Genomic DNA, 25,673 nt, shown 5'->3' with positions numbered 1-25,673 from the left:
TTCATTTGGTATCTAGCGTTATTGAGATCAAATGTTGATAGCAATAATGCTAGATAGTCATCATATCTCAGCAGGCTTGGACATATCGATATCTTTGCTAGATATTTGTTTATAAGTAATATCCAAAATCTCTTGGCACCATTCTGGCAAGTCGTCAGCGACTTCATACCACATCCACGTACCGTCGCGAACACAGCTTAAAATACCGAGTTTCTTTAAATGGTTCAGATGACGCGATATCGTTGGCTGTGGTTGATCTAGTATTTCTACTAACTCACCAACACAGCGCGATTCTTTGTTAAATAGAATTTGAAATATTTTTAAGCGCGTCGGGTCAGATAAGACTTTAAATAACTCGATAGGTCGTATCGTAAAATTATTATCAGACATAGAACAATTCCAATTGGGCTTTGTTAATAGGGGTTCAATATAACAGCAGTTATCTACAAAATCGATTAAAAAATGGGCTAAATTACAGTTCGTCGTTAATTTACTACCTTTCATCATATTCGGTTACACGCACGCTTATATTCACTTACATCAATTAACTGCGTGCAATATAACTCTACTTTCATGACTGTACTTTTATACCAATAATATATCAAATGCTATTGCAAATGATAATAGTTATCGTTATTATACATCAAGCCATAAAAATGACCGTGAATATCAAGACAAACACTCTATTCACCATTTTTATCATCAATGCACTAAATTTATGAGCAATAAAAGCAGTTACCGAATAGCGGTATTCAGAGGAGCCAGACCATGTACGTATGCATCTGTAATGACGTAAAAGAAAAGCAAATCAAAGCAGCCATTGCTTCAGGTATTGATACCCTTGACGGTCTAAAAGATACCCTTGATGTTGCGACTTGCTGTGGCTGCTGCGAACCGATGGTTAACGATTACCTAGATGAGCATCATGCTAGACTCGATGTCTTGGCTTACGCTGTTTAAACGTTATCAAACCAGAGATTTACTACCCAGCTGTTCATCACCTCATTACACCAATATCACTAGTACGCCTCGATATCACATACATTCAATATTCCGCACTTATCCTTTGGTCATTATACATAAAGGGTAAGTTGCGAGCGTCCGTATAACTTTACTCATACACCTACTTCAATGATATTGAGCATCATTAGCAGCCATTGTTGCGATAAACCGGTGACTCCTAAAGCTAGCTAATTATGATTCTCAATTAGCATCTTATTCTTAGTTCATAACATTACAAGCTGTATAGTGCCTATATGCTACTATATCTGTCTCACGTTGTAAGACGTTTTGTTGATTTTGATCTTTACTGATCAGTTTACCAATAGTACTATCCTTATATGGGTAATTATGAATGTACGGTGATCTGTAAAATATAAATAGGGGAGTATAGGTTATGATAGGTAGCCCAAAAGTCATTGATTATTTGAATTTTTTGTTAGGCGGTGAGCTTGCTGCCCGTGACCAGTATTTTATTCACTCAGAAATGTATGCTGAGTGGCATTATGGCAAGTTGTACGACCGTATCCATCATGAGATGGCAGATGAGACGCTACATGCCCAATCTATTATTCGCCGTATCCTAATGCTGAGCGGCACGCCAAAAATGACGGTCAATGCCATTAATATCGGCGCGACAGTTCCTGAAATGCTGCAACTTGACCTTGAGCTAGAGTATCAAGTACAACAGCACTTAAAAGACGGTATTGCTCTCTGTGAAGCAGAGCGCGATTATGTCACGCGTGAGATGTTGGTAGAACAGCTAAAAGACACTGAAGAAGATCATGCGCATTGGCTTGAGCAACAGTTGCGCTTAATTGAGATGATCAGTCTGCCCAATTATCTGCAAAGCCAAATGGCTGAAGTCACTCCCAATCTTGTTTAATGTCACGAAGATATGAACAATAACCATAGTATTTAGCATAAATAACGACATGAAAGGGAGAGAGATAATGAAAGGGGATAAAGAGGTTATTCGCGCTTTAAATAAAGTGCTCGGACAGTCATTGATTGCCATCAACCAGTATTTTTTACATGCGCGCATTGCGCGCCATTGGGGATTAGAAGCCCTCAATGAAAGTTTCTATAAACAATCCATCGCTGAGATGAAATGGTCTGATGAGCTGATTGCCCGAATTTTATTGCTAGGCGGTTTACCAAATTTGCAAGATTACGGCAAGATGTTCATCGGTGAAGATGTGCCAGAGATTATCGAATGCAATTTGCGCCTAGAAAAACAAAAATTCGAGATCATTACCGATGCCATTACTCTATGTGAAACAAAGTCTGACTATGTGTCGCGCCAGCTATTGGTGACGCTAAAAGATGGTAATGAAGAGTATCAAGACTGGTTAGAGACTCAAGAAGACTTGATCGAAAGCATTGGGGTTGAGCGCTATATCCAATCACAAATGGATGATGACGCGCCTTAATGGTTCATTATTGATGCAATGAATCGTACTATGCTCTAAAAATGCCAGCGTGTCGTGTGGTTTATAATCACTCATATGCTGGCATTTTTATTTCTCATATTTGACAACGCGTGCTATCTGCACTGCTGACAAAATCAACGCTTAATCAATATTTTTTCAAACTCTTTATTCAAAATCCAAATATCAGCGGCTCAGTATAAGCCGCGCCCATCTTCGGGCTTAAGTCGTAAGAAGTACAGCCCCGAGAGAATGGTCAAGACCCCAAGTATCCAATAGGTGGTTTGAAACGCTGTCAGCGTATCCATTTGTAGGCGTTCACGTAACAGCGTCAGTACCGCTGCTCCAAAGGCAATACCGAAACTAATCGCTAACTGCTGATTGACCGCCATCAAGCTATTTCCACTACTGGTTTGAGCGCCTTGCAAATCACCGATAGTAATCGTATTCATCGCGCTGAATTGCATAGAATTACAAGCGCCCATTATGGTCAAAATAGGGATAAACCACAGCCACTGTGAGGCATCGGTAAACTGTGCCAACACAATGATGAGCGTGCCCATCAAAAACGTGTTGAAGACCAGCACTTTGCGATAAGTATAACGCTGAATAATTTTACTGACCCAGGGTTTAATCCCGATAGCACCGACCGCGATGGGCGCGAGGAGCCAACCTGCCTGCGACGGTGAGTATTCAAACACCACTTGCAGCAACAGCGGCAGCAAAAACGGTACAGCGCTAATACCTAAGCGCGTGAATAGGTTACCAGTGATGCCAATACGAAAGGTGCGAATGTCAAACAAACTCAAGGGGAACAACGGTGCTTGACGACGCTTGGCGTGCCAGATATAAGCGCCGATCAATAAACTGGCCACCAAACTAAGCAGCAACCCATAAAACCCTCGACCAGTCTGTGAGCCGAACTCTACAGCAAGCGTAAACCCACAAGCAGCGGCGGCAAACAATAAAAATCCTGTCCAATCAAGCCGCTTGGTATCCTCAAATAGTGCGGGAACCAGTTTTTTGCCCATGATAAAACCAAAAATGCCCATCGGTATATTGATCAAAAATATCCAATGCCAACTGGTATATTGTACGATATAGCCACCTAAGACCGGTCCTACTAGCGGTGCTACCAAAGCAGGAATTACCGCAAAGTTCATGACGGTCAGCAGCTTATTGCGTGGGTAGGATTTGACCAATATTAAGCGAGCCACAGGCGTCATCATCGCCCCGCCAATACCTTGTATAACCCGTGAACCAATCAAAAAATCCAACGTTGGTGACGCAGCACATAGTAGTGAGCCAATACAAAAGATAATAATCGCTGCCAAAAATACTCGGCGCGTGCCGTATTTATCCGCCAAAAAACCACTGATGGGAATAAATATGGCCAAAGTTAGCGCATAACTGATCACCGCCCACTGCATTTTTAATGGAGACTCACCCAGCGCCTGTGCCATCTGCGGTAATGAGGTATTTAGTATAGTGGCATCCAAAATTTGCATAAATAGCGCCACCGCTAGCACATAGGGCAAGTATTTATCTTGTGTCGGGGTTAGCGTTACCATGTAAATCTCATTAGATATCCCATCATAAAATGAACAAAATAGTCTATTGACGACTAATTCGCTATACCAACCGAGTAGTATAAGAAAGACTCAATCATAATAAAAGGGAATCAAAGTAACGGCTGGCGGTTGAGGTTATAGAATTCTGTGTTTAGAGGTAATAATATTAACACTGCTTACAAGAGAGGACTTTAATATCAGGGTTGGTTGTCGTTATAGTAAACCCTCGCTAACGACTTAAACCAATAGATAAGCAGTATAGTATAGTTAATTTCATCTCAATCATATGATATCGAATTGACTACCGACGATATAAGTAGAAGCATCAACAATACGATAAAGATAAACTGAGGATATATTATGAGTCAGGAAAATAACAAAGCTTGCAATCATACCGATGGGCAAAACGATAAATATGTCCCGCCAAAGGTTTGGACGCAGGACAAAGAAAACGGTGGTAAGTTTGCCAGTATCAATCGCCCAACAGCGGGTGCGCGCTATGAGAAAGCGCTGCCAGTAGGCGATGCGCCATTACAGCTGTACTCGTTGAATACGCCAAATGGCGTCAAGGTCAATATCCTGTTAGAAGAGCTTGCCGAGATTGGTGTTAAAGGTGCTAAATATGATGCCTATAAAATTGATATATCCCAAGGAGAGCAGTTTGGTTCTGGCTTTGTAGCCATAAACCCTAACTCAAAAATTCCAGCCTTGGTTGATCATTCTGCTGATATAGCTGGCGAGCCGATAGCGCTCTTCGAGTCTGGTGCTATCTTGATGTATCTGGCAGAAAAATTTGACCGATTTATGCCTTTATCACTTGGCAAAGCACGGGCAGAGTGTTTGTCTTGGGTCATGTGGCAGATGGGTAGTGCGCCTTTCTTAGGTGGCGGCTTCGGACATTTTTATGCTTATGCGCCTGAACCGCTAGAGTACCCGATCAACCGCTATACCATGGAAACCAAACGCCAGCTCGATGTGCTGGATACCCATCTAAAAGACAGCACATATATGTGTGGCGACAACGAAGCCGATTATAATATTGCGGATATGATTATTTGGGCATGGTATGGACAATTGGTGCTTGGAAAGCTCTATGATGCCGCCGAGTTCCTGCAAGTTGATGACTACAAGCATGTGAAGCGCTGGGCACAGGCAATTGCTGAACGTCCAGCCGTTAAGCGTGCCGTAGACTTGTCATTAAAGCCTATTGACTAAACCTATCGATAACAGACGCATTGATAAAATCAAGGCTGATAGGCTATTTGCTTATCAGCCTTGATTTTATCCGACATCTTGCTATTCTATATTCATATATGGTTATATTAAAATAGAGATATACTTACCTGTTTACACAATGATACATTAGTACAACAGATAGAAACCTTAGTACGTTAAGATAGCTTGAGTACCTCAAGCATATAACACCTTAATGAGCGGGTATTTATAGTGCTTATTTGATTGGTTTAATATTATTGGGATACCAGCAAGGCGAATAGAGCCACTTATTATAATAGACTGAGTAAATCAGACAGCATATTTGATTGAAATAAGTTTGACTATATTGATGGATAATGATTATGAAGGATGATAACCGTAAACGGATCAACTTCTCACGACAGGCGATGGCTAGCGAATTAAAAGTTATTAATACTAAGCTCAGCGCCATTCATAACGATCAACAGATAGATGCTGATCGATACTCAATATTGCAATACAAAGCCAACTTAACCACCCATCCTAAAAAAATAAAAAAGATACTCTTATTGATGATAAAAAATAAAATACGATTACCTATGTTTGCTGCTATCAGCGCAGCTTTATTTAGTACAGCGACGATGGCCAGCAATGGCGTTGAATTTACCAATCAAGACTGGCAGGTAGTCTGCGACAATACCCGTACGTGCCGGCTGGCAGGCTATCAAGCAGAAAACAATAGCGAATTTCCTATATCGGTATTGCTCATACGCCGTGCAGGTGCAAATGCTGGTGTGGATGGCAAGGTAAAGCTGGGCGGTGCTAAAGAAAGCTCATCTAAAGCCTTGATGCAACTTGGTAATCGTCATCGTATATCATTGTTCATCAATGGTAGAGACTATGGCGAAACCAAGCCTTTTTCAACTGCAGCAGGTAATGCTGATCTGACCCCAACACAAGTCACAGCGCTACTAGAAGCACTGACTAAGTCAAGCAAAATTGAGCTAGTGCTACGTAACTCACGCTGGCAACTGTCTGATAAAGGGGCTAGCGCCGTCATGCTCAAAGCAGATGAAGCCCAAGGTCGAGTAGGGACATCATCTGCCTTTATCAATACTGATGGTGCCGCCAAATCAAATAGCACTGTATTGCCATCTAAACCTGCACCAAAACTTCGCTTTGTAGCGCCCAATCCGAAAGCCGTCGCTAGCGACAATAAAAAGTTTGTGATGAAATCGTCGCAGCTAGCGGCGCTGATGAAAAGTACGATGAAAGATGCGGATAGTGACTGTCCCAATCTATCAGACAAATCACCATGGCGTGTGAGCCGACTGAATGGCTCACAGCTCTTGGCACAACACGATTGCTGGACGGGCGCTTATAATACTGGTGCAGGCATCTGGGTCATCAATGACAGTAAACCTTATAAACCGACATTGGTAACCACCAACGCCACTGGCTATGATAAGGGTAAAATCACTTCCGTACAAAAAGGTCGCGGCATCGGTGATTGTTTAACCAAGACTGATTGGGTATGGACAGGTAAGGCATTTGAAAAAAGCCATGAAAGTACCACAGGGCTTTGCCGTATGATTGAAGCGGGCGGTGCGTGGCAGCTGCCGACGTATGTCACCGAAGTTAAAATGGTACGATAGCCGCCAATAATACTGCTGATTGTCTTATTACTCAGCATATTGAATGCGTACATCTATAAGAAAATTTGCTTTATTTACCGAGAGATTTAATAAATAGCTACATATAATATTTTATTGTGCTATACTGCGTCGCCACGTTAGCTTAGGCTTTCGTGAATTATGAGATTGATAACATCGCCTGCGATTTTGGGTCTAGGATGACCATAAGTAATTGTTGCCGATGATTTTGTGTACTTGAATAACCTGTCATGAAAATAGCAGTTATTTTTGACTCATATCTTATCTACCGAACCATAAATATGGTTTAAATTGGTTGTTATTCGCGATTATTTGCTTTGGACAAAGCATTAATAATACGCTTATATCAAACAAGGATGAGACACTCGGCACTACCACCAAAATACGTCAGACAGCACGAACGCATTTATTGTAGGGGCTCTAAGCTTTATTGGCTTGGCTTCTGATTATCGACACTTACATGTGGTCCGGTAATTCTTTAATAAAGGCAGCGTGGTGAACGGTTATCAGTGGTATGCATCAAGCTTGCTGAATTTACAGCAACTTATACTTACCAAGGATTCTCATGACTGATATTTTATCTGCAATCGCCGCTGAAAACGGCATCATCGAAAACACTGACACTCCAAATACTGATACTAATAATCAAGCGGCTACTACTGACGCGACTGATGAAGATCAAATTACCTTTGCTGAACTAGACATTGCCAAGCCGATTTTGACCGCGCTTGATCGCAGTGGTTATACCAATCCAACACCTATTCAAGCACAAGCCATTCCTTTTGCACTAGCGGGCCGCGACTTGTTATTGTCTGCGCAAACCGGTAGTGGTAAAACTGCGGCATTCGTTATCCCTGTACTTGATCGTTTAAGCCGTGCCACTAGCTTTGACAAACTAACTAAAGCTCTTATCTTAACGCCAACGCGTGAACTTGCTCAGCAAGTACATGACAGCGTACGTACTTATTCTAAAGACATGCGTGGTCTATTCTGCGTACCTTTGGTTGGCGGCGCACCATACAATGGTCAGATCACTGCATTGAAAAAAGGCGTTCAAGTTATCGTTGCGACCCCAGGTCGTCTACTTGACCATATCAATGCTGGTCGTGTTGATTTATCAAGCCTAGAAATTTTGGTACTTGATGAAGCTGACCGTATGCTAGACATGGGTTTTGCTGATGACATCAGTGACATCCTTCGTGCCGCACCAATTGATCGTCAAACGATTATGTGTTCTGCAACTTGGGATGGCCCAGTAGGTAAAATCGCTGCCAGCTTCACTAAGAACCCTGAGCGTGTATCAATCAAAGTAGAATCTGCACACATCGAAGAAAAAGTGTACTACTGTGATGATTTTGATCACAAAAACCGTTTGCTTGATAAAATCGTTTGCCAGCAAGATATGGAACAGATCATTATCTTTGCTGCTACCAAACGTAGTACTGAAAAACTGGCCAAACAGCTACAAGAAGCGGGTCATAAAGCAAGCTTCCTACATGGTGATTTGCCACAAAGCAAGCGTAACCGTATCGTTCAAGACTTGCGTAATGGTAAAGTAAAAATCCTAGTAGCGACTGACGTTGCTGCTCGTGGTCTAGACATCCCAGCAATCTCGCACGTCATCAACTATGATTTACCGCGCCAAACTGAAGATTACGTCCATCGTATCGGTCGTTGTGGTCGTGCTGGCCGTACTGGTATCGCTATCAGCTTATGTAGCATGGATGATCGTCCACAGCTAAACGCGATCAACCGTTATTTAGATCGCAAAATGGAAGTATGTATCATCGAAGGTATGGAACCTAAGAAGACTTATGTACCTAGCGAAAACAAAGGTAATGGTCGTGGCCGTGGTCGTGGTCGCTCTAACGGCGGCGGTGGCAATGGTCAAGGCCGTGGTCGCTCGAGCGGTGGTTATCAAGGTAATCCTGCTAATGCTCGCGGTCGTTCAAGCGATAGCGCCTCAACTGGTCAACGCGCAAGCAATGACAGCGGTTATCAAGGTAAGCCACGTGATTCATCTGGTAAGCCAAATGAGCGTTCAGGTGGCAAGCCGTATCAAGGCAAGCGCACTGGTGCTCCTAGCCGCGGCGATAGCACTGGCGTTCCACGTGGTGAGCGTGCTGCAACAGGTCGTGGTCGTCCAAGTGGCAGCCAAGGTCGCCCAGCAGGTCGTTCTGACAGCCGTGGTCAAGGTCGTCCAAACGGCGGCAACCGTGGTAACAACTCGTAATACTGTTATATTTGGTGATTAAAGTTATTAATTACTTGATCGCCTAAAGATAGCACTAAAAAAGCCAGATACTTGTTATCTGGCTTTTTTGTGTTTATTCGATCGCTGCTTGCGCGTTTTTTTCGCCTTGTCTATACTAACAAGCTTTTATTCATCGTGTGCTGCGGAGCTATTTGATGCCCGATATTTCTCATTTAACTATTGATAGCCTGCCATTGGCTTTTGGCATCATTATGGCCATTATCGGCTTGGTTTTTTATACTCAAGGATTACCCGGTAAATTTTGGCAGCGCTTTTATGCGGTATTACCGGGTATCGTGCTGTGCTGCTTTATCCCTGCGACGCTAAACAGTTTAGGTGTTTTTGCTGACGGTATTGGCTCACAGATTTATGGCTTTACTGCCACGTATCTGTTGCCAGCAAGTTTGCTGTTAATGACCTTGTCAATGGATGTACCTAAAATACTGGGCTTAGGTTGGAAAGCTATCGCGATGTTCTTCGCTGCCAGTATCGCTATTATTATTAGTGGCCCAATCAGCTTGGGTGTTGCTAAATGGGTATCGCCTGAGATGTTCACGGGTGATACGCTATGGCGTGGGTTTTCGGCGGTGGCGGGTAGTTGGATCGGCGGCGCGGCAAACCAAGCGGCGATGAAGGAGCTATTTGGCGTCAGTGATGATTTATTTGGGATGATGATTTTGGTCGATACCACCAATGCTTCATTATGGTTATTGGCTATCTTGGTATTGGCGAAGCATAGCGATAAGATAGATCGGCTATTGAGGGCAGATACCAGTAGTATTGATAAAGTGATTAAGGCGGTTGAGAATTATGAGCGTGACAATGCTCGTCCAGCAACTTTAAATGACTTGATGGTGATGTTTGGCTTATGCTTTGCTATGGTGGGTGTCGCACACTTTGTTGGTGGGCAAATTGCAGGGTTTTTTGCGCCCTATAGCTGGGCAGTACAATATAGCTTTGCCAGCTCATTCTTTTGGATGGTTGTGATTATAACCTTGATAGGGGTAATTTTTTCCTTTACCAAGATTCGTAGGCTCGACCATGTGGGCGCTTCCAAAATTGGTACGGTATTCATCTTCATCTTGATTGCTGCTATTGGTATGCAAATCAATCTTGCGGGTATCGTTTCGCAATGGCGATTGTTACTTATTGGTTTATTATGGATGAGCATTCACGTTGTCATTATCTTTGCTGTGGCTAGGATAATTCGTGCGCCATTTTTCTTTTTAGCAGTTGGTTCTAACGCCAATACTGGTGGTGCATCATCGGCACCCATTGTCGCAACAGCGTTTCACCCATCACTCGCGCCAGTTGGGGTATTTTTGGGTATTCTCGGTTATGCGGTAGGCACTTTCGGTGGCTATATTAGTACCCAATTGATGCGCTTAGTAGTAGGGTGAGCGCGAATATAATGCTCAGCATTGGTAACGCCAGACGCTTCTGTCATAACGCTAACTAGCCAGCGCTGTGAATCGCCATCATATTCATATGAGTCGGACTGGTTAGTATTGGTTGATAAACAACTATGTTGACCAATCATATATCTACAGAGAGAAAAACTTTCAATCTATACCAATTTAATAACAAAAAGTCGACTTCACTGTCGGCTTTTTACTTGTAGTATCAATACATACCAAATTGAGCAAACACTCAAATTTGATATGAAATATTTTTGACTCAAAACTATAAGGATAAAACAATGCAAGCAAACTACAACCCAAAAATCATTGCTGGTGCAACATTCCCCAATATCAAAGTACCCACTTATAATGGTGACATGACGCTATTAGGCAATCCCGAAAATGGTCATGACTGGAAAATGGTTGTTGTTTACCGAGGTCAACACTGTCCAATTTGTACCAAATACCTCAATCAGTTAGAAACATTAAAATCAGCATTTAATGAAACGGGTGTCGACGTCATCGCTGTTTCAGGTGACAGCAAAGAGCAGGTAAAAAGTCATTTGGAAAAAATAAATGTAAGTTTTCCTATTGCCTATGATCTGACCGTTGAACAAATGAAAATGCTGGGTCTTTATATCTCCAACCCACGTTCAGAGAAAGAAACAGATCATCCATTTGCAGAGCCCGGCTTGTTTGTTATCAATACAGAAGGGGATATTCAGATTGTAGATATCTCCAACGCTCCTTTTACTAGACCTGAGCTGGAAGCTTTAGCAAATGGTCTGGCCTTTATCAGAAATCCAGAAAACAACTATCCTATTCGTGGTACACACGATTATGCTTAAGACTGTATTATTGACGACGGCATTTTTCTTGATGTCAGACATTTAATACGCTTAAGTGTGGCTGTAAACTCAAAACTAAACTAATACATAGTCAAAGACGTAAATTCATAGGGCAGTGCATCATAACCGATGCATTGTCTTTTTTATTGCAAACGCTCTTTATTGTTAACATTCTCTCCAAAAGCTGAAATCACAAGACTTATTCATACAGGTGTGCACTCACAGTCAAAAACTCTGCACTGTCAGTCAATCTATTTGCTAACAACCTCGCTATAGTAAAAAAGCTTCGTCATTAGGATAGATGACGACCAGACAAAGAATGAGTGTAATTGTTAAGTATTGACGGCCACATTGGGCGCTATATTTTACAGAGCCACTCATATCTTCTGATATAAATTTCTAGACAGGGAGTCTCACATGAGCAAAGCTCACACTTCAATTGATCCTATTACTTTGTCCGCCGCAAGTCCCTTACTTCATTAACTCCTATGCAGGCAACTCGATGTCTGGTGTCCTGCTAGGGCTGATGATGTTTGCCCAAGTAGACCCACCGTACAACGAAGGTTTATACCGCTGTGTCACGGTAGACTTGGGCGAGCATGGCACACTGTGTAATGCCAAAGAACCCGCCCCTCATGTGAATTGTACCACCACACCGATGGAAACCTTAACCGATGCCGTACGTATGGCTTTTGAAGATGCCGCGCCAGATCGGGTCATTGCTTCTTGGGGTCATGCGTCTGGTATCAACATCTCAGGTATTGATCCGAAAACAGGGGAACAATATGTCACTATGATTCTAGCTTCGATTATCTCTGGTGCTGGCGCAACTCAGCAAATGGATGGCTGGCATGCTTGCGGTCCTTTATGCTGCTTCGGTGCGTTAAGCTCTGGTGATATCGAGCTATTAGAGTATCAATATCCTATCTTGATTCATAAGTATGGCTTGGCAGAAGATAGTGGCGGTGCTGGTGAATATCGTGGTGGTTGCGGCACGGTATGGGAAGTTGAGCCGTTAGGTCATGAGATGACTGTCGTAGCATTTGGTGAAGGCCGTGAGCATCCGACGATGGGGGCTGCTGGCGCAGAACAAATATCACCTGAGCTGAAGTTAGGGCGCTTGGAGATTATTCATAAGGATGGCGTCACTGATCTTCATAAGAAAAACATAATGACTGAAATACAACCGGGTGATCGTGCGCGTAATACCAATCCTGGCGGTGGCGGCTATGGCAGCTCGTTTGCACGGTCGGTACCCGCAGTATTAAAAGATGTAGAAGAAAGAATCATATCAGTAGCAGCGGCTAAGACTGAGTACGGGGTGGTTATTGACCCACAAACGCTAGCAGTGAATGAAGCAGAGACTGAATCGCTACGCCGTCAGCTGACGGCATAACACCAAATACCAACTGATATTAAATAATTTGAGTTAAGGATGACTTATGAAAAATGATTTCCGTATTGGGGTCGATGCTGGCGGGACGTTCACTGATTTTGTTCTGGCCGAAAGAAGTGGCAATGTACATCTGTTCAAAGCACCTTCTACCCCTGAAGATGGCACTCTGGCCATTGCTAATGGGTTACAGCAAATCGCCACCCAGTTTGACCGTCCTATTGAAGAGATTATTCAAGCCTGCGACCTATGCATCAACGGTACGACCGTCGCGCTAAACGCCTTGATTCAGATGAAAGGGGTGAAGGTCGGGCTATTATGTACGGCAGGCCATGAAGACAGTATCGAGATACGCTTAGGGCATAAAGAAGAAGGGCATCGCTATGATGCTAGCTATCCGCCAGCACCGCAAATTGCTACCCGTGATCGTCGCTTTCCTATCCGTGGTCGTATCTTAGCTGATGGCACTGAACACGAGCCGCTAAATGAGCAAGACTTACTCGATGCAATCAAAGTACTTAAGGAAAAAGACGTTCAAGCAGTTGCTATCTCCTTCGTCTGGTCTATTCGTAATACTCAGCATGAGCATCGCGCTAAAGAGCTGGTTGAGCAGCATATGCCAGGGGTGTTCGTCTGCTGCGGTAGTGACGTATATCCACAGATTAAGGAATACACCCGTACCTCAACGACCCTCGTTAATGCCTATTTAAGCCCAGTTATGGCATCTTATGTCCATAAAATTGACGACTACTTTAAGGCGTTAGGCGCTGAGCAGCCCGTACGTTATTTCCAGTCAAATGGCGGACTTGCTGTCGGTAGTATCATGCGAGAGCGCGCAGTAAATGCTATTAACTCAGGCCCCGCATCTGCACCACAAGCGGGTCTGTATATTGCTAGCCCTTTTGGAATTGACGATATTATCACGGTCGACATGGGCGGTACTTCTTTTGACATCACCATGGCGAAGGCAGGTAGAACCAGCCTCAACCGTGATATTGATTTCTTACGTAATCGTATTGGCGTACCTATGATTCATGTAGAAACATTAGGGGCGGGCGGCGGCTCTATTGGACATGTTAATACCTTTGGTATGCTAGAGGTCGGTCCTCAGAGTGCTGGCGCGACGCCTGGGCCGGCATGTTATGGTAAAGGCGGTGACTTGCCAACCGTCACAGACGCAAACTTAGTATTGGGCTATCTACAGCCGAATGCGGTGTTAGGTGGTAGTGTGACCTTAGACAAAGACAAAGCGGTGCAAGCGGTGCAAACACACATCGCTGATCCGCTAAACATCGAGTTAGATCATGCCGCATTTGGTATCAGTGCTATCGTTAACCAAAACATGTCTAATGCCATTCGCCGTATTACTATCGAAAAAGGCTATGACCCTCGGGACTTTGCGCTAGTCTGCGCTGGCGGAGCAGCTGGCATGCATATTATTGCTCTGGCCGAAGAGATGGGAATAGGGACTATTTTAATACCCAAAATTGCATCCTGTCTCTGTGCCTTTGGTCAGATTATCTCTGATATCAAGTATAACTACTTAGCGACACAAATGATGATCCTTGCACCAGATTCAGAGTTGCAGTCACTCAATGCCAAGCTACAAGAGCTTGAAGCGCAGGGTGTACAAAAACTGCTAGAAGATGGCTTTACAGATGAAGATATCACCATCGAACGTACCATGGAGATGCGCTACGTTGGTCAGGTGCATGAATGTAACGTGCTGATACCGAATGGTAAGCTCGATGCGGATAGTGTCAGCACCATCTTAGAGTTGTTCCATCATCGCCATCGTGAGCTTTATACTTATGATGAGCGTGATAGTCACGTCGAGCTGGTCAACATTGAGGTATCGGTAATTGGTAAAATCAGTAAGCCAAAACTACCAAGCCTTGTGCCGCAGAAAGGGGATATCAGTCATGCTAAAACGGGTAGCCGCGAGATGCTGTTTGATCAATCCTATGACTGGATTGATACGCCTATCTATGACGGGGAGAAATTCGGTGCTGGCGCTGTGGTCATAGGTCCTGCGCTCATTCAAGAGCCAACCACTACCGTGGTCATTAAAAATGGCTGGCAAGCAGAGCTGCATGAGACGGGTACTTATAAGCTGACGCGAGCAGCATAAAGGTAGGTTGTTAAGTAAAACCAACTAGAGGCTTCACCAACTAAAGGCTTCAGGCATTAAAGAGTATTTAATGCCTGAAGCCTTTTTTATTTTATGATAAAAAGAGGATTATTGATCAACAACTGATAGGATATCAGTACAGTTGTATACCATATATTGAGTATTCAAGGATGAATGCAAATCAAAAGCCAGACCGTTATCAAAATACCTCTAATCAAACCTTGCTAGCAGATAAGACAAAAGACGTCACTGCACATGATTCACCAACTAACAAAAACATTCTAAGCCCCTCAGGGTTAGAGATGCCAACAACGGATCGCATGCAAACCTTAGGTGCCTTCGATTGGAAACATACCATCAATGAGACTTATTTTGATCTTGATGTTAGTTTCAGGCAACCGAATAATTTTTCTGGTTTTTTGCAACATGCTAAGCTTCTAGAGATAGGTGTTTCGCACTATCATGCTAATACTGTGCACTATAATCGCGGTAGACAGAGCTCCGGCTATATTGATGACAGTATTTTAATTACTTTTCCTATCACAGGCGACGTTCGTTTTACTCAAAAAGGTCGACAGCTAACGTCTAAGCCCGGTCAGTTCTTTATTGAGCTGTCCAGCCTACCTTATGAGTTCTATCATCTGCACGAAGCATCACTGTATGTGATTAAAGTGCCTTTAGCGCTATTAACCCCGCAAATGGGCACTATAGAGCGGCAGTTTGCCCGCAGTCTGTCTATTGATGAAGGGGCAGGCAGGTTACTGGTATTTCAAATTGGTCAAATACTGGCGCTTATTCATAACAATCAGCTGGGTGACTTGGAGATAAAAATACTAGAGCAGCAGCTGCTTAATCTTATTGTATTGACATTGAGTGCCCCGAAAGAGGTGATGATGAGTTGCAGCTCGTCCATACAGTCGGTGCACCTAAAGCGCATCGAGAATTACGTTTATTTGCATCTAGAAAACTCCGCTTTAACTCCAGCGATGGTCGCTGCTGCTTGTCATATCTCTGCCAGATACCTACATAAGTTATTTTCTGAGCTACCTTATACTTTTTCAGAATGGGTCAAGGAATTGCGTTTAAAGCAAGCCAATCATATTTTGAAGAGCAAAAGCTACGTGACTATAGATGAGGTCGCTCATAGGGTAGGCTATGCCGATCAAGGTTATTTTTCACGCATTTATAAGCAACATTTCGGTTATTCGCCGCGAGATACACCAAGCACAGGGTAGTCATTATTATGTACTCTGTTATGCAGTCGCTGTATGATTTATACATTGAACATTAGCGCGTATATTTATATTTAAGGAAGAACCAAGATGACTGGTGCTACGAATGATAAAACAGCAAAAGTAGAGATATATGAAAGCGCTGATGGAAAAGCGCAGGTAGATGTACGTTTTGTACAGGATACGGTCTGGCTGTCACAATCACAAATGACTGAGTTGTTTGGTCGTGATCAGTCAGTAATTTCGCGTCATATTGCCAATGCTATAAACGATGAAGAGATCGCTGAGAAAAGCAATATGCAAAAAATGCATATTGCAAATTCTGATCGCCCTGTGACGTTTTATGACTTAGATGTGGTTATCTCAGTGGGTTATCGCATCAAATCTCCCCAAGGTGTGCAGTTTAGACGCTGGGCAACCCAGCGCTTACGTGAATACTTGGTTCAAGGCTATACACTCAATCAAGAGCGCTTTGATAAAAACTCAAGCGAGCTACAACAAGCATTAAATTTAATTCGAAAAACCGCGCAAAGTCCCGAACTTAACACCGATGAAGGTCGCGGCTTGGTTGAAATTATCAGCCGTTATACACAGACATTCTTATGGTTACAGCGTTATGATGAAGGCTTGCTTGATAATCCCGCAGGGGAGGATGGCGGTATCTTACCCAGTCCGACTGAGGCAATGGCAGCGCTGACGGATTTGAAAGCGCAGCTGATAAATAGAGGCGAGGCGACTGAACTATTTGCCAAGCCTCGTGGTGATGGGTTGGACAGTGTACTGGGTAATTTAGAGCAAACCGTCTTTGGTGAGCCTGCATACCCGACCATCGAGAGTAAAGCGGCGCATCTGCTGTACTTTATGGTCAAAAATCATCCTTTTACCGATGGTAATAAACGCAGCGGCGCTTTTTTGTTTGTAGATTTTTTGCATCGTAATAATCGACTACTGAATGATAGAGGTGACATGGTCATCAATAATACAGGGCTTGCGGCATTAACCTTACTGGTCGCTGAATCTGATCCCAACCAAAAAGAAACCTTGATTAAATTGATTATGAATATGCTGTCGTTAGAATCTTGATAAACAGGCTTATTGTCAGCACCACTTAACCCCATAAAACACATAACGCCAATAATAAAAAGCACAGTCTAACAACAAAATTAAAGGAACTTCAATATGTTTAGCATGATAAAAGACTGGCGCGAGCAGCGCATATTGGACAACAGCGAGTTTACCCATGCTGACTGGCTGCAAGCGGCTCAGCGTATTGTCATACTTGATCGGTTAAATGAGGACGAGCTAACACGCTTGTTTGAGCTGGCGACGTTATTTTTGGCGGATAAGTCAATCACGGGCGCACAAGGTTTTGAGATTAGCGATACGGTGCGGCAATCCATCGCCTTGCAAGCTTGCTTGCCTATCTTAAACCTTAGCCTTGAGTGGTATGCTGGCTGGTCAGCCATTATCATTTATCCTGGTTCCTACAAGAGCGAAACCACCACTGTCGATGAGCTGGGCATTGTCCATGAGGGCAGTCAGCACCGTAGCGGCGAAGCATGGCTGCGTGGCCCCGTTATTCTGTCGTGGAAGGATGCCAAACACTCAGGGGAGCGCGATGGTCATAACGTGGTCATTCATGAGTTTGTGCATAAGCTTGATATGTTAAATGGTCGTGCCAACGGCTTTCCACCACTGCAAGCGGATATGGATCCTGCGCGCTGGACTGAAATTATGACACGAGATTTTGAGGATTTTCAAAGCCATCATAAATCAGGTCTTGATCGTTATGGCGCGACCAATCCAGCGGAGTTTTTTGCAGTGCTCAGTGAGGTATTTTTTGAGACGCCGCAAAAGCTGGTCGATGCTTACCCTGATATTTACGACATAATGATGAAGTTTTTTCGCCAAACACCACTTTAATCAAAATCATTAATAGTCGCTATTAATGTTCGACAATGAATATATAGACATGAAAAAGCAATGAAAAAGGGCAGTGCATGGGTTTCATGACACTGCCCTTTTTTTGGATTATTTTTCCTTTAAGTCTATGTTTTTATAGATAAAAACTATTTAAGTTGTCCATTGCTCATTCACAATAGCGACCAAATAGCGTTTACCTTCATACTCTTCAAACACTAAACGCATGATGCGCCAATCCATACCAGCGTATTCCTCCGAGCCTTTATGATAAAACTCGACAACCTCTGAATTGGGATAAATTTTCTTTAGATTATTAATCATATTCCCACTGTGTTGGAACTCATTAATACTGATACTGGCATTGTTAAATTTGCTAGCATCAATCCACGTGTCTAAATATGTAGGTAGTGGCGTGACGAGTAGATCGCCCGTACCGTCTTTTTCACCCCAAGTAAAACGAATTTTAGACTGTTGCAAATATTGGGCGAATTGTTCACGGTTAAAGACTTTATCTGTCTCAGGACGCACATAGGCATACATCGAAAAACGGACGCCACGGGTTGGATGAATATCATTGGTGATGCGAGCGAAGTCTTTATTTGCAAGCGCGCGCTGAATACGTAAGGCTTGCTGCTTAATGGTTTGCTGACTGATATCGGAGACAACGGGCGTTGATGAATGGCCGTTAGATTGATTTGGAGTGACTATATTGGATTCAGCAGAAGATTGACAGCCAGTTGCTGCTAGCGCCAAAGCCAATGCGCCGCCAACGGTTAATTTAGATGAACGGTCTTTGAAAGTAGATAATAGGGTCATAAAGCATCCTTATCGCAGTGGTTAGCGAAATATACGTTACTGTGAATATAATTGGGCAAATTTCACAAGATTCCTGAGCAAAAAGTTACTATTTAAAAGTTACTAGGGTGTGTCCTTATTCTAAAAATGGTGATAAAAATGAGATAAATTGCCGTCAAACAAGGAAAGTAGCGCAAAGAATATCGAGATATTAATAAGCTATTTAACGATGTTTGGCAAAATTTAGCCATTTTTAGTCCATTTAGATAATAATCGATTGAATTGAGGACACGCCCTAAGTAATAGATCGTTTTTAGTAGATAAACCGGAATGATACGATAATACAGCAGAGTCATAATATGGTTATGATGTAATGGTTTATAACACTTATATCATTGAAGCTCGTAGAGAACGCCATGCCAACATATTATTCACTGACGCTGCTAGCTATGGGACTGATAGCAACCAATTCTGCTATAGCTGATATAGCAGAGTCAACTCAGACTTATGCAGCCATAAAAATAGCGACCATTAGCAACATGTATCAGCAAGACGTCAGCAATCAAGGCATGGATAATCCGGTCGTATTGCAACAGTATGCCGACCCAGATCTACAAGCCGCGATGCAGATTGAACAGGATTATTTTGATAGAGAGCAAATATCTTGTCATGTTGATTATGATATATTGTGGGATTCGCAAGATCCTGATTATACCCAAGACAAACAGTTTTCGATGACTGACCAAGGATTGGTGCAAGTGAGTTTAGCACATGGCAGCAATGTCTCTTATGAGTTGTCATGTAATGGTACCGATGACGATGCTAATTGCCGAGTAGCAGATGTGATTTTAGATAAAGATGGCAAGTCTTTACGCAAGCATTTACTAGAAACCGTCGCTAGCCAATGTTGAGCATAATTTTCATTAATACCTAAATATAAAAAACTATAAACCCTAAATAAAAATCACAGTGCCAATCATGAGATCTTATAAATGGCACTGTATAAAACTATGAGCATAACTTCTCAAGCCATTGGCTTGTTTTCGCATAATGTATATTATGTTAAATTAACAGTATCTGATAGTAAGTTCATGGAATTATAATCAAACGGTAAATTATTAATCTGATTGATAATTTCTTGACCAGAATATGTACCACCTATCAAATAAATACCGTAATCACTCCTAACGTAACTACTAGCTGATATGTCTTGAAGGTTTAATACGCGGAGTCCTAATTAAGCTTAGTGTATTAGATCAAGTCACTAATAACCTCTTTGCATTTATTTCACAAACCTTTTACCTATGTGTTGTAGATACAATAATTCTACCATTCATTCAAAGTTAATCTGTTCGATGAACTTGTCCTGACTATGGTTAATATGCTTATTACCTTCACCATGCATAGCTAGCCCTTTGCATAGTCTCTCATTCCTAATCATCATCCAACAGCAAAATTCACTATCATTCAATTGTTAGCATCTTAATCATCTGGCTCTTTGGTACGAATGCTTTTGCAATACGTTAGGCATATAAAGATATCACTACCTATAGATTATTAGCTTAGCTCAAAAATCATAACTCTTTTTGATATCTGTTACTTCATATCAGTTCTAATAGCGCATGTATGATACTACAATGCTCCTACTTAGCCTGTCTGCAAGTCTGGTTTAGATCTACCTTATAGTGGCGAATATCATGACCAACTAAGCTGTAATACTTTTTGTTTTAAGTTATCAAAAACCCACTCACTATGCGTAATATAATTCAATCTAAAGCACTAAGTTGATAACCGCCAAATTTGCACAGAACAGTACTATGCCCCTAATTTTTATATTCTGTGCACGTACAGGAGCATGGTTTTTGTCGAAAATATGCTCAATCAAATGTTAGGCAAAGCATCCATCTTATATTAACTCCAATTATTTGAGAAAAATAACCAGTAATAACAACCTACAGCTCAATAAACGCATAGCCTACTCCTCCTTCAGTCGTTATACTATAATCATCCCCAAGTGAAGGTTGGGGATGATTATACTTTATAACCTTATATTTAAAGGGTTTTATAAAATGATTAATGAATAACAGTGTCCATGTTAGTGTCCAATAGCTATCTACGTTTCCCAGAAGACGCTTTTCAGGACTCATAAAATGTGCGCAAAGATTGCTCTAAATCTAAGTATAGAGATAATAAATTAACATTCACAATTTACCTAGCTTATAAAGCTGACGGATGTACATCATGGCTGTCGATAATTTAAATGATATCAATAAACTTGAATGCCGAGATAAAGATTACTCGGTCAGTGTCTCAGGTATCGCGGGTTTAAGTATTCGTATTTATCCAAATGGTAAAAAGGAATACTACTTACGATACGCTCATCCGCATATCGATGGTAAGCGCCCTAGAATGATGCTAGGTAAGGTCGAAGATATCAGTCTATATGAAGCTAAGTATAAAGCAGAAACTATACTTAGCACGGTCGCACAAGGCTCCGACCCTAAAGCCATTCATAAAAAAGAACAAGTCAATAAGTATGCTCATCTAAAGAACGCCACATTTTCTGAAATCACACAAGCGTGGCGAGATCACAAAACGTCAAGTCGTTATCACAGTAAATCCAGAAAGCGCGCGTTTAGTGACTCAACCCTTAAATTTTGGGATTTATGTCTAGGATATATATGTGTCGAGATTGGCGACTTAAGAATGAACGATATCACGAGCGAGATGATATTGAGTGTATGTGAGGCGATTCAAAATAATGAAAACCAAGCAACCTTCGTTGGTGCCAGCACTCGGCTTTATACTGAAAAGGTCTTCTCATTTGCTGTTGCAAGAGGATTATGCGATAGAAACGTAGCTATTGATACACGTGGCGAGCTCGCACCTGCTAGCTCAGGTAACCACTTACCAGCCATTACCAAGCCTGATCAGTTTGCTACCCTCCTGAACGATATGTCCAATTTCAAAGGTGCAAGTAAAACCACATTAGAAGCAATGAATTTACTGCCATATGTCTTTGTGCGTAGTATTGATTTGAGGTCTATGCGCTGGCAAGATATAGATTGGGATCACAAGCTATGGGAGTTTTCCCCAACAAAAGGCGAAGGTCGTGAGCTGATGAGCTGTAGATTGGGATCCCTAAAAGGCGAAGGTGGTATCGCACTTAGTTGTACCACTAGCAACTCAAGTAATTGAGCGCTTACGAAAAATACAAGCAATCACAGGTCACAAAGAACACGTATTTGCATCGATACGTGCCTCAAGCAATCCTTATATTAGCAAAGCAACACTAGTGCAAATATTCCATAGGCTTGGATATAAGGATGTTCAATGCGCTCATGGATTTCGAGCATCAGCTAAAACCCTACTAATGGAACAACCTGAGCTGCGTTATTCAGATATCGTGACTGAGCTGCAATTAGGACATCGAATAAAGGATACGCATGGCGGCGCTTATAACCGATTAGATGAAATAGATACTAGGGTACACATGATGCAAGATTGGGCTGATTATATAGATAAGCTCCGGGGTTCAACGTAATAATTACTTTACGTTGATCATATCACTCAACAATAATATGCCTATTAGCATTCACAATGCACAATAAGCCCTTTGCATAGCATCTCATTTCCAGTCATCACATAACAACCAAAACACACTAACATTCGATTGTTGGTAGCCTAGGTATTGGAATTTCTGCAACCTCGCGCTTGTGACCAACGACCAAGCCGACGGCTTCTAATCTTCGGTATCTTATCTGCATGAGCTCACTTCATGTACTGACAAAATCTATAGCCTCGATTTAATTATCCAGTTTTACCAAACAGTCAGAATTAATATCAGCAATCGTTTTGGCACCAGTCAAGGTCATTGCGACGCGTATTTCTTTATCTAGCAGTTCTAACAAATTGCTTACCCCTGCACCGCCATCCGCTGCTAAAGCATAAATAAAAGCGCGCCCTAGCATGCAAATATCAGCGCCCAAAGCCAACATACGCACAATATCTAAGCCATTACGTATGCCAGAGTCGGCTAAGATTTTAATCTCTCCTTTAACCGCATCGGCAATAGGAGGCAGCGCCCGTGCACTGGATAAAACACCGTCCAGCTGTCGCCCACCATGATTGGATACGACTATGCCGTCTGCCCCAAAACGCACAGCATCTTTGGCATCTTCGGGGTCCAAAATACCTTTGATAACCATAGGCCCATCCCAGTACTCGCGAATCCAATCTAAATCTTTCCAAGAAATAGAGGGGTCAAAGTTATTACCTAGCCAGCCTATATAGTCTTCCAATCCTGTTGGCTTACCTAAATAAGTAGAGATATTGCCCAGATCGTGCGGACGACCATTTAGCCCTACATCCCATGCCCATTGCGGATGCGTCATAGACTGTAAGTAACGGCGCATAGCAGCATTTTTACCGCTCATACCAGAGTGCATATCTCGGTAGCGTGCCCCTGGTACTGGCATATCTACCGTAAAAACCAAGGTCGAACACCCCGCCGCTTTGGCACGCTCCAAGGCATTTTTCATAAAACCTCGGTCCTTTAATACATAAAGCTGAAACCACATCGGACGGTTAATTTTAGGCGCTACTTCTTCAATCGGACAAACCGAAACTGTCGACATGGTAAACGGAATGCCTTTTTGATCGGCTGCCATAGCGGCCTGCACTTCTCCGCGACGTGCATACATACCTGTCAGACCCACGGGTGACAACGCGACAGGCATAGACAGAGTTTCATTAAATAACTGCGTCTCGAGACTAAGCAGTGACATATCATTTAGTACACGTTGTCTAAGGGCAATTTTCGATAAGTCTTCAACATTATGTTTTAAGGTATATTCCTCATAAGCACCGCCATCTATGTAATGAAATAGAAAGGGTGGCAGTCGGCGCTTGGCAGCAGCCCTGTAGTCGTTTGGAGATGAAATAATCATACGCTTGCCCTTATTCTGTTAGATATCTATGTAATATTTTTGAATTTCTAATTATCTATTGATTAGTGCTAAACGATGGATGCAATTGGCTTATTTTTGAAGCAGCAAGCTTAGCCCACACTCACTATTACACACAGCACGAGCAGTTACGTTTGGTTTTCGACATTTTACCGATGCCGGGATTAAAGCTATTGGTTGGGTCTAGACTTTTATAGAAATTCTGCAAATCAGGCTCTGCTTCGTATAGATGACCGACATTATGCTCAGCAGGATATTTGGCTCCGCGTGCGCTCAATAGCTCTAACATCATCTTTTTAACAAGCTTGGCATCACTGCCCTTCTTCAATATATAGTCTTGATGAAACACATAACAAAAGAAATGTCCGTAATACAGCTTCTTTTCTAAGTGTTTTTCAATGTCTTCAGGCAAGCTTTCAAGCCACTCTAGCTCATTACGTGGTATGGCAATATCCAGCGCTAATATCTCACCGACTTCTTTTTCATGTATGATTTCATAGCGTAATGCGGCACCGGCTGCTGCAAAACGATTTAAAAGTGCGCTTTCTGATTCTTCCTGACTACATTCAAAATAGTTACCCGTGTCCGACGCATCAAAAAACGTCTTCAGAAAATCTTGAGCCTCTGCTATACCTTCATCACTCATTTTTATGATGAGGTGATGCTCGTACTGATTGCGGTACTCCATCATGCGCTTGGGCAAATGCTTTGGAAATAGAGTAGCGATGAACTGCATGACTTTGTCAGTAAAATGCTTTGGCATCCATGACCATTTATGGAATTTTGCGTCCATAGCACCTTTAATAGAAAACAGTCTAGGTAAAGCATCTGTACCGAGATGCTTAATACTTAAGAACGTGTCTTTACCGTATTTAGCGGATACATCAAATATATCACGATGCATATACTCGCCAACTTCAGGAATATTATCGAAGCTTGATAGTATCTGCCTTCTGAGCTGTGCAAGCTCACTCACACTGTTAGTGCCTATGTAAAAGGTTTTCTCTTTTGCCGCTATTGGATAAGTGTCAAGACGTACTGCAAACACCGCAAGCTTGCCAGCGCAGCCACTGGCTTCATACAGTCTGCGCTTGTCCGCATTAAAGCGACTGGGCGTGCTTGCATCAATGTCTTTTACTCTGGCGATGTACTCTTTGTCAGATGCGAGCTTGCCACTATCAGGTAATTCTCTTTTATCAAAATTACCATTTTGCAAATTAGTCAGTATTTCTTCTGGCGTATCACCTAGCTCTACGTCTAGATGATTAACCAATACCAGCTGTCCTTGTTCGTTTATTTGGGCAAACAACGCAAGCTCGGTATAGGCGGGCCCTCTTTTGACCAAAGCCCCACCAGAGTTATTAGATATACCGCCAATAATAGACGCGCCTAACGTCGAGGAACCGATGACAGAGTGAGGCGCTCTATTGACAGCATTAAGCTGACTTTGCAACTGATGCAATGTCGCCCCAGGCAAGCTAATCACTTGCTCGCCATCATTCACTAAATACAACTGGTTTATGGCAAGCGTATTAATCACTACAACGGGTCTATCGTAGTCATTACCGCTCGGTGTTGATCCTTCAGTCAGGCCTGTTTTTGCCGCTTGCATAATGACAATACAGTCGCCTTCAACGCACACTTCTAGGCTACGCCAAATCTCCAGCAATGTTTGCGGAAACAAAACCGCTAAGGCACTGCCGCCACCAGAGCGCCACCCCATTCTATAGTGCTCATTTTTCTCTGGATCAGCCTGTACATTACTCGCGCCTAGCAAGTTGGTTAGTTTATCTAACACCTGATCAGGACTAAGCATGCCTTGAGAAGCGCGATTTGACGAAGATATATGATGCTCCTTATCTT

The 25,673-nt window shown here is 42.6% G+C and carries 21 protein-coding genes; 16 read left to right on the top strand and 5 right to left on the bottom strand.

The window, feature by feature from the left end; translation table 11 throughout:
• Positions 1-60 precede the first annotated feature (60 nt).
• The gene (locus JMW85_RS07525; protein WP_045456178.1) at positions 61-390 is read right to left on the bottom strand and encodes an ArsR/SmtB family transcription factor; all 330 of its coding nucleotides are present in this window, start codon (positions 388-390) and stop codon (positions 61-63) included.
• Positions 391-768: 378 nt separating this feature from the next.
• On the opposite strand from JMW85_RS07525, the gene JMW85_RS07520 reads away from it, so the two are divergent.
• The 3 genes from JMW85_RS07520 (at position 769) to bfr (JMW85_RS07510) (ending at position 2,432) form a co-directional block, all read left to right on the top strand.
• Complete coding sequence (locus JMW85_RS07520) at positions 769-960, top strand: (2Fe-2S)-binding protein (protein WP_045447323.1); 192 nt, start codon at positions 769-771, stop codon at positions 958-960.
• 436 nt (positions 961-1,396) lie between these two features.
• The gene (gene bfr / locus JMW85_RS07515) at positions 1,397-1,885 is read left to right on the top strand and encodes a bacterioferritin (protein WP_045447320.1); all 489 of its coding nucleotides are present in this window, start codon (positions 1,397-1,399) and stop codon (positions 1,883-1,885) included.
• Positions 1,886-1,952: 67 nt separating this feature from the next.
• On the top strand, positions 1,953-2,432 hold the full coding sequence (bfr, locus tag JMW85_RS07510; RefSeq protein WP_045447317.1) for a bacterioferritin: 480 nt from the start codon (positions 1,953-1,955) through the stop codon (positions 2,430-2,432).
• A 191-nt stretch (positions 2,433-2,623) separates the two neighbouring features.
• Here bfr (JMW85_RS07510) and JMW85_RS07505 read toward each other — a convergent pair whose 3' ends face one another.
• Complete coding sequence (locus JMW85_RS07505) at positions 2,624-4,000, bottom strand: DHA2 family efflux MFS transporter permease subunit (RefSeq protein WP_055125460.1); 1,377 nt, start codon at positions 3,998-4,000, stop codon at positions 2,624-2,626.
• 360 nt (positions 4,001-4,360) lie between these two features.
• Here JMW85_RS07505 and yghU point away from each other — a divergent pair, with 360 nt between their 5' ends.
• The 10 genes from yghU to JMW85_RS07455 all read left to right on the top strand — a co-directional run bounded on the left by yghU (position 4,361) and on the right by JMW85_RS07455 (position 18,048).
• Complete coding sequence (yghU, locus tag JMW85_RS07500; protein WP_201581335.1) at positions 4,361-5,215, top strand: glutathione-dependent disulfide-bond oxidoreductase; 855 nt, start codon at positions 4,361-4,363, stop codon at positions 5,213-5,215.
• A gap of 362 nt (positions 5,216-5,577) precedes the next feature.
• Positions 5,578-6,849: a DUF1176 domain-containing protein gene (locus JMW85_RS07495; protein WP_227681716.1), complete on the top strand. Its 1,272-nt coding sequence runs from the start codon at positions 5,578-5,580 to the stop codon at positions 6,847-6,849.
• Between the two features lie 583 nt (positions 6,850-7,432).
• On the top strand, positions 7,433-9,100 hold the full coding sequence (locus JMW85_RS07490) for a DEAD/DEAH box helicase (RefSeq protein WP_201581334.1): 1,668 nt from the start codon (positions 7,433-7,435) through the stop codon (positions 9,098-9,100).
• Between the two features lie 176 nt (positions 9,101-9,276).
• Positions 9,277-10,521: a DUF819 family protein gene (locus tag JMW85_RS07485; protein WP_201581333.1), complete on the top strand. Its 1,245-nt coding sequence runs from the start codon at positions 9,277-9,279 to the stop codon at positions 10,519-10,521.
• 299 nt (positions 10,522-10,820) lie between these two features.
• The gene (locus JMW85_RS07480) at positions 10,821-11,369 is read left to right on the top strand and encodes a peroxiredoxin-like family protein (protein WP_201581332.1); all 549 of its coding nucleotides are present in this window, start codon (positions 10,821-10,823) and stop codon (positions 11,367-11,369) included.
• Between the two features lie 439 nt (positions 11,370-11,808).
• Positions 11,809-12,765 carry a hydantoinase B/oxoprolinase family protein gene (locus tag JMW85_RS07475; RefSeq protein ID WP_265090735.1) on the top strand — a complete coding sequence of 319 codons (957 nt, stop codon included), beginning with the start codon at positions 11,809-11,811 and terminating at the stop codon, positions 12,763-12,765.
• A 46-nt stretch (positions 12,766-12,811) separates the two neighbouring features.
• On the top strand, positions 12,812-14,893 hold the full coding sequence (gene capA / locus JMW85_RS07470; protein ID WP_201581330.1) for a caprolactamase subunit alpha: 2,082 nt from the start codon (positions 12,812-12,814) through the stop codon (positions 14,891-14,893).
• 170 nt (positions 14,894-15,063) lie between these two features.
• Positions 15,064-16,128, top strand: a complete 1,065-nt coding sequence (locus JMW85_RS07465) for a helix-turn-helix transcriptional regulator (RefSeq protein WP_201581329.1) — start codon at positions 15,064-15,066, stop codon at positions 16,126-16,128.
• A gap of 87 nt (positions 16,129-16,215) precedes the next feature.
• Positions 16,216-17,208, top strand: a complete 993-nt coding sequence (rhuM, locus tag JMW85_RS07460) for a RhuM family protein (protein ID WP_201581328.1) — start codon at positions 16,216-16,218, stop codon at positions 17,206-17,208.
• A 96-nt stretch (positions 17,209-17,304) separates the two neighbouring features.
• Positions 17,305-18,048 carry a M90 family metallopeptidase gene (locus JMW85_RS07455; protein ID WP_201581327.1) on the top strand — a complete coding sequence of 248 codons (744 nt, stop codon included), beginning with the start codon at positions 17,305-17,307 and terminating at the stop codon, positions 18,046-18,048.
• A 150-nt stretch (positions 18,049-18,198) separates the two neighbouring features.
• On the opposite strand, the gene JMW85_RS07450 is transcribed toward JMW85_RS07455, so the two are convergent.
• Positions 18,199-18,864, bottom strand: a complete 666-nt coding sequence (locus tag JMW85_RS07450; RefSeq protein ID WP_201581326.1) for a hypothetical protein — start codon at positions 18,862-18,864, stop codon at positions 18,199-18,201.
• A gap of 395 nt (positions 18,865-19,259) precedes the next feature.
• On the opposite strand from JMW85_RS07450, the gene JMW85_RS07445 reads away from it, so the two are divergent.
• The 3 genes from JMW85_RS07445 (at position 19,260) to JMW85_RS14240 (ending at position 22,387) form a co-directional block, all read left to right on the top strand.
• Positions 19,260-19,754, top strand: a complete 495-nt coding sequence (locus JMW85_RS07445) for a hypothetical protein (RefSeq protein ID WP_201581325.1) — start codon at positions 19,260-19,262, stop codon at positions 19,752-19,754.
• 1,330 nt (positions 19,755-21,084) lie between these two features.
• Positions 21,085-22,041, top strand: coding sequence for a tyrosine-type recombinase/integrase (locus JMW85_RS07440; protein WP_227681714.1), 957 nt, complete (start codon positions 21,085-21,087; stop codon positions 22,039-22,041).
• A 175-nt stretch (positions 22,042-22,216) separates the two neighbouring features.
• Positions 22,217-22,387: a hypothetical protein gene (locus JMW85_RS14240; protein ID WP_227681712.1), complete on the top strand. Its 171-nt coding sequence runs from the start codon at positions 22,217-22,219 to the stop codon at positions 22,385-22,387.
• Between the two features lie 262 nt (positions 22,388-22,649).
• Here JMW85_RS14240 and lldD read toward each other — a convergent pair whose 3' ends face one another.
• Both lldD and dld read right to left on the bottom strand, forming a co-directional pair.
• A complete protein-coding gene (lldD, locus tag JMW85_RS07435) occupies positions 22,650-23,792 on the bottom strand; it encodes an FMN-dependent L-lactate dehydrogenase LldD (RefSeq protein ID WP_201581324.1) in 1,143 nt (380 codons plus the stop codon).
• 127 nt (positions 23,793-23,919) lie between these two features.
• Positions 23,920-25,626 (bottom strand): D-lactate dehydrogenase, encoded by a 1,707-nt coding sequence (dld, locus tag JMW85_RS07430; RefSeq protein WP_227681802.1) that lies wholly within the window; start codon positions 25,624-25,626, stop codon positions 23,920-23,922.
• Between the last annotated feature and the right edge of the window lie 47 nt (positions 25,627-25,673).

Source organism: Psychrobacter glacincola, from assembly GCF_904846075.1.
Lineage (GTDB): Bacteria > Pseudomonadota > Gammaproteobacteria > Pseudomonadales > Moraxellaceae > Psychrobacter > Psychrobacter glacincola_C.
The sequence above is the reverse complement of the archived record's forward strand: the minus strand, read 5'-3'. Positions and strand labels throughout refer to the sequence as shown.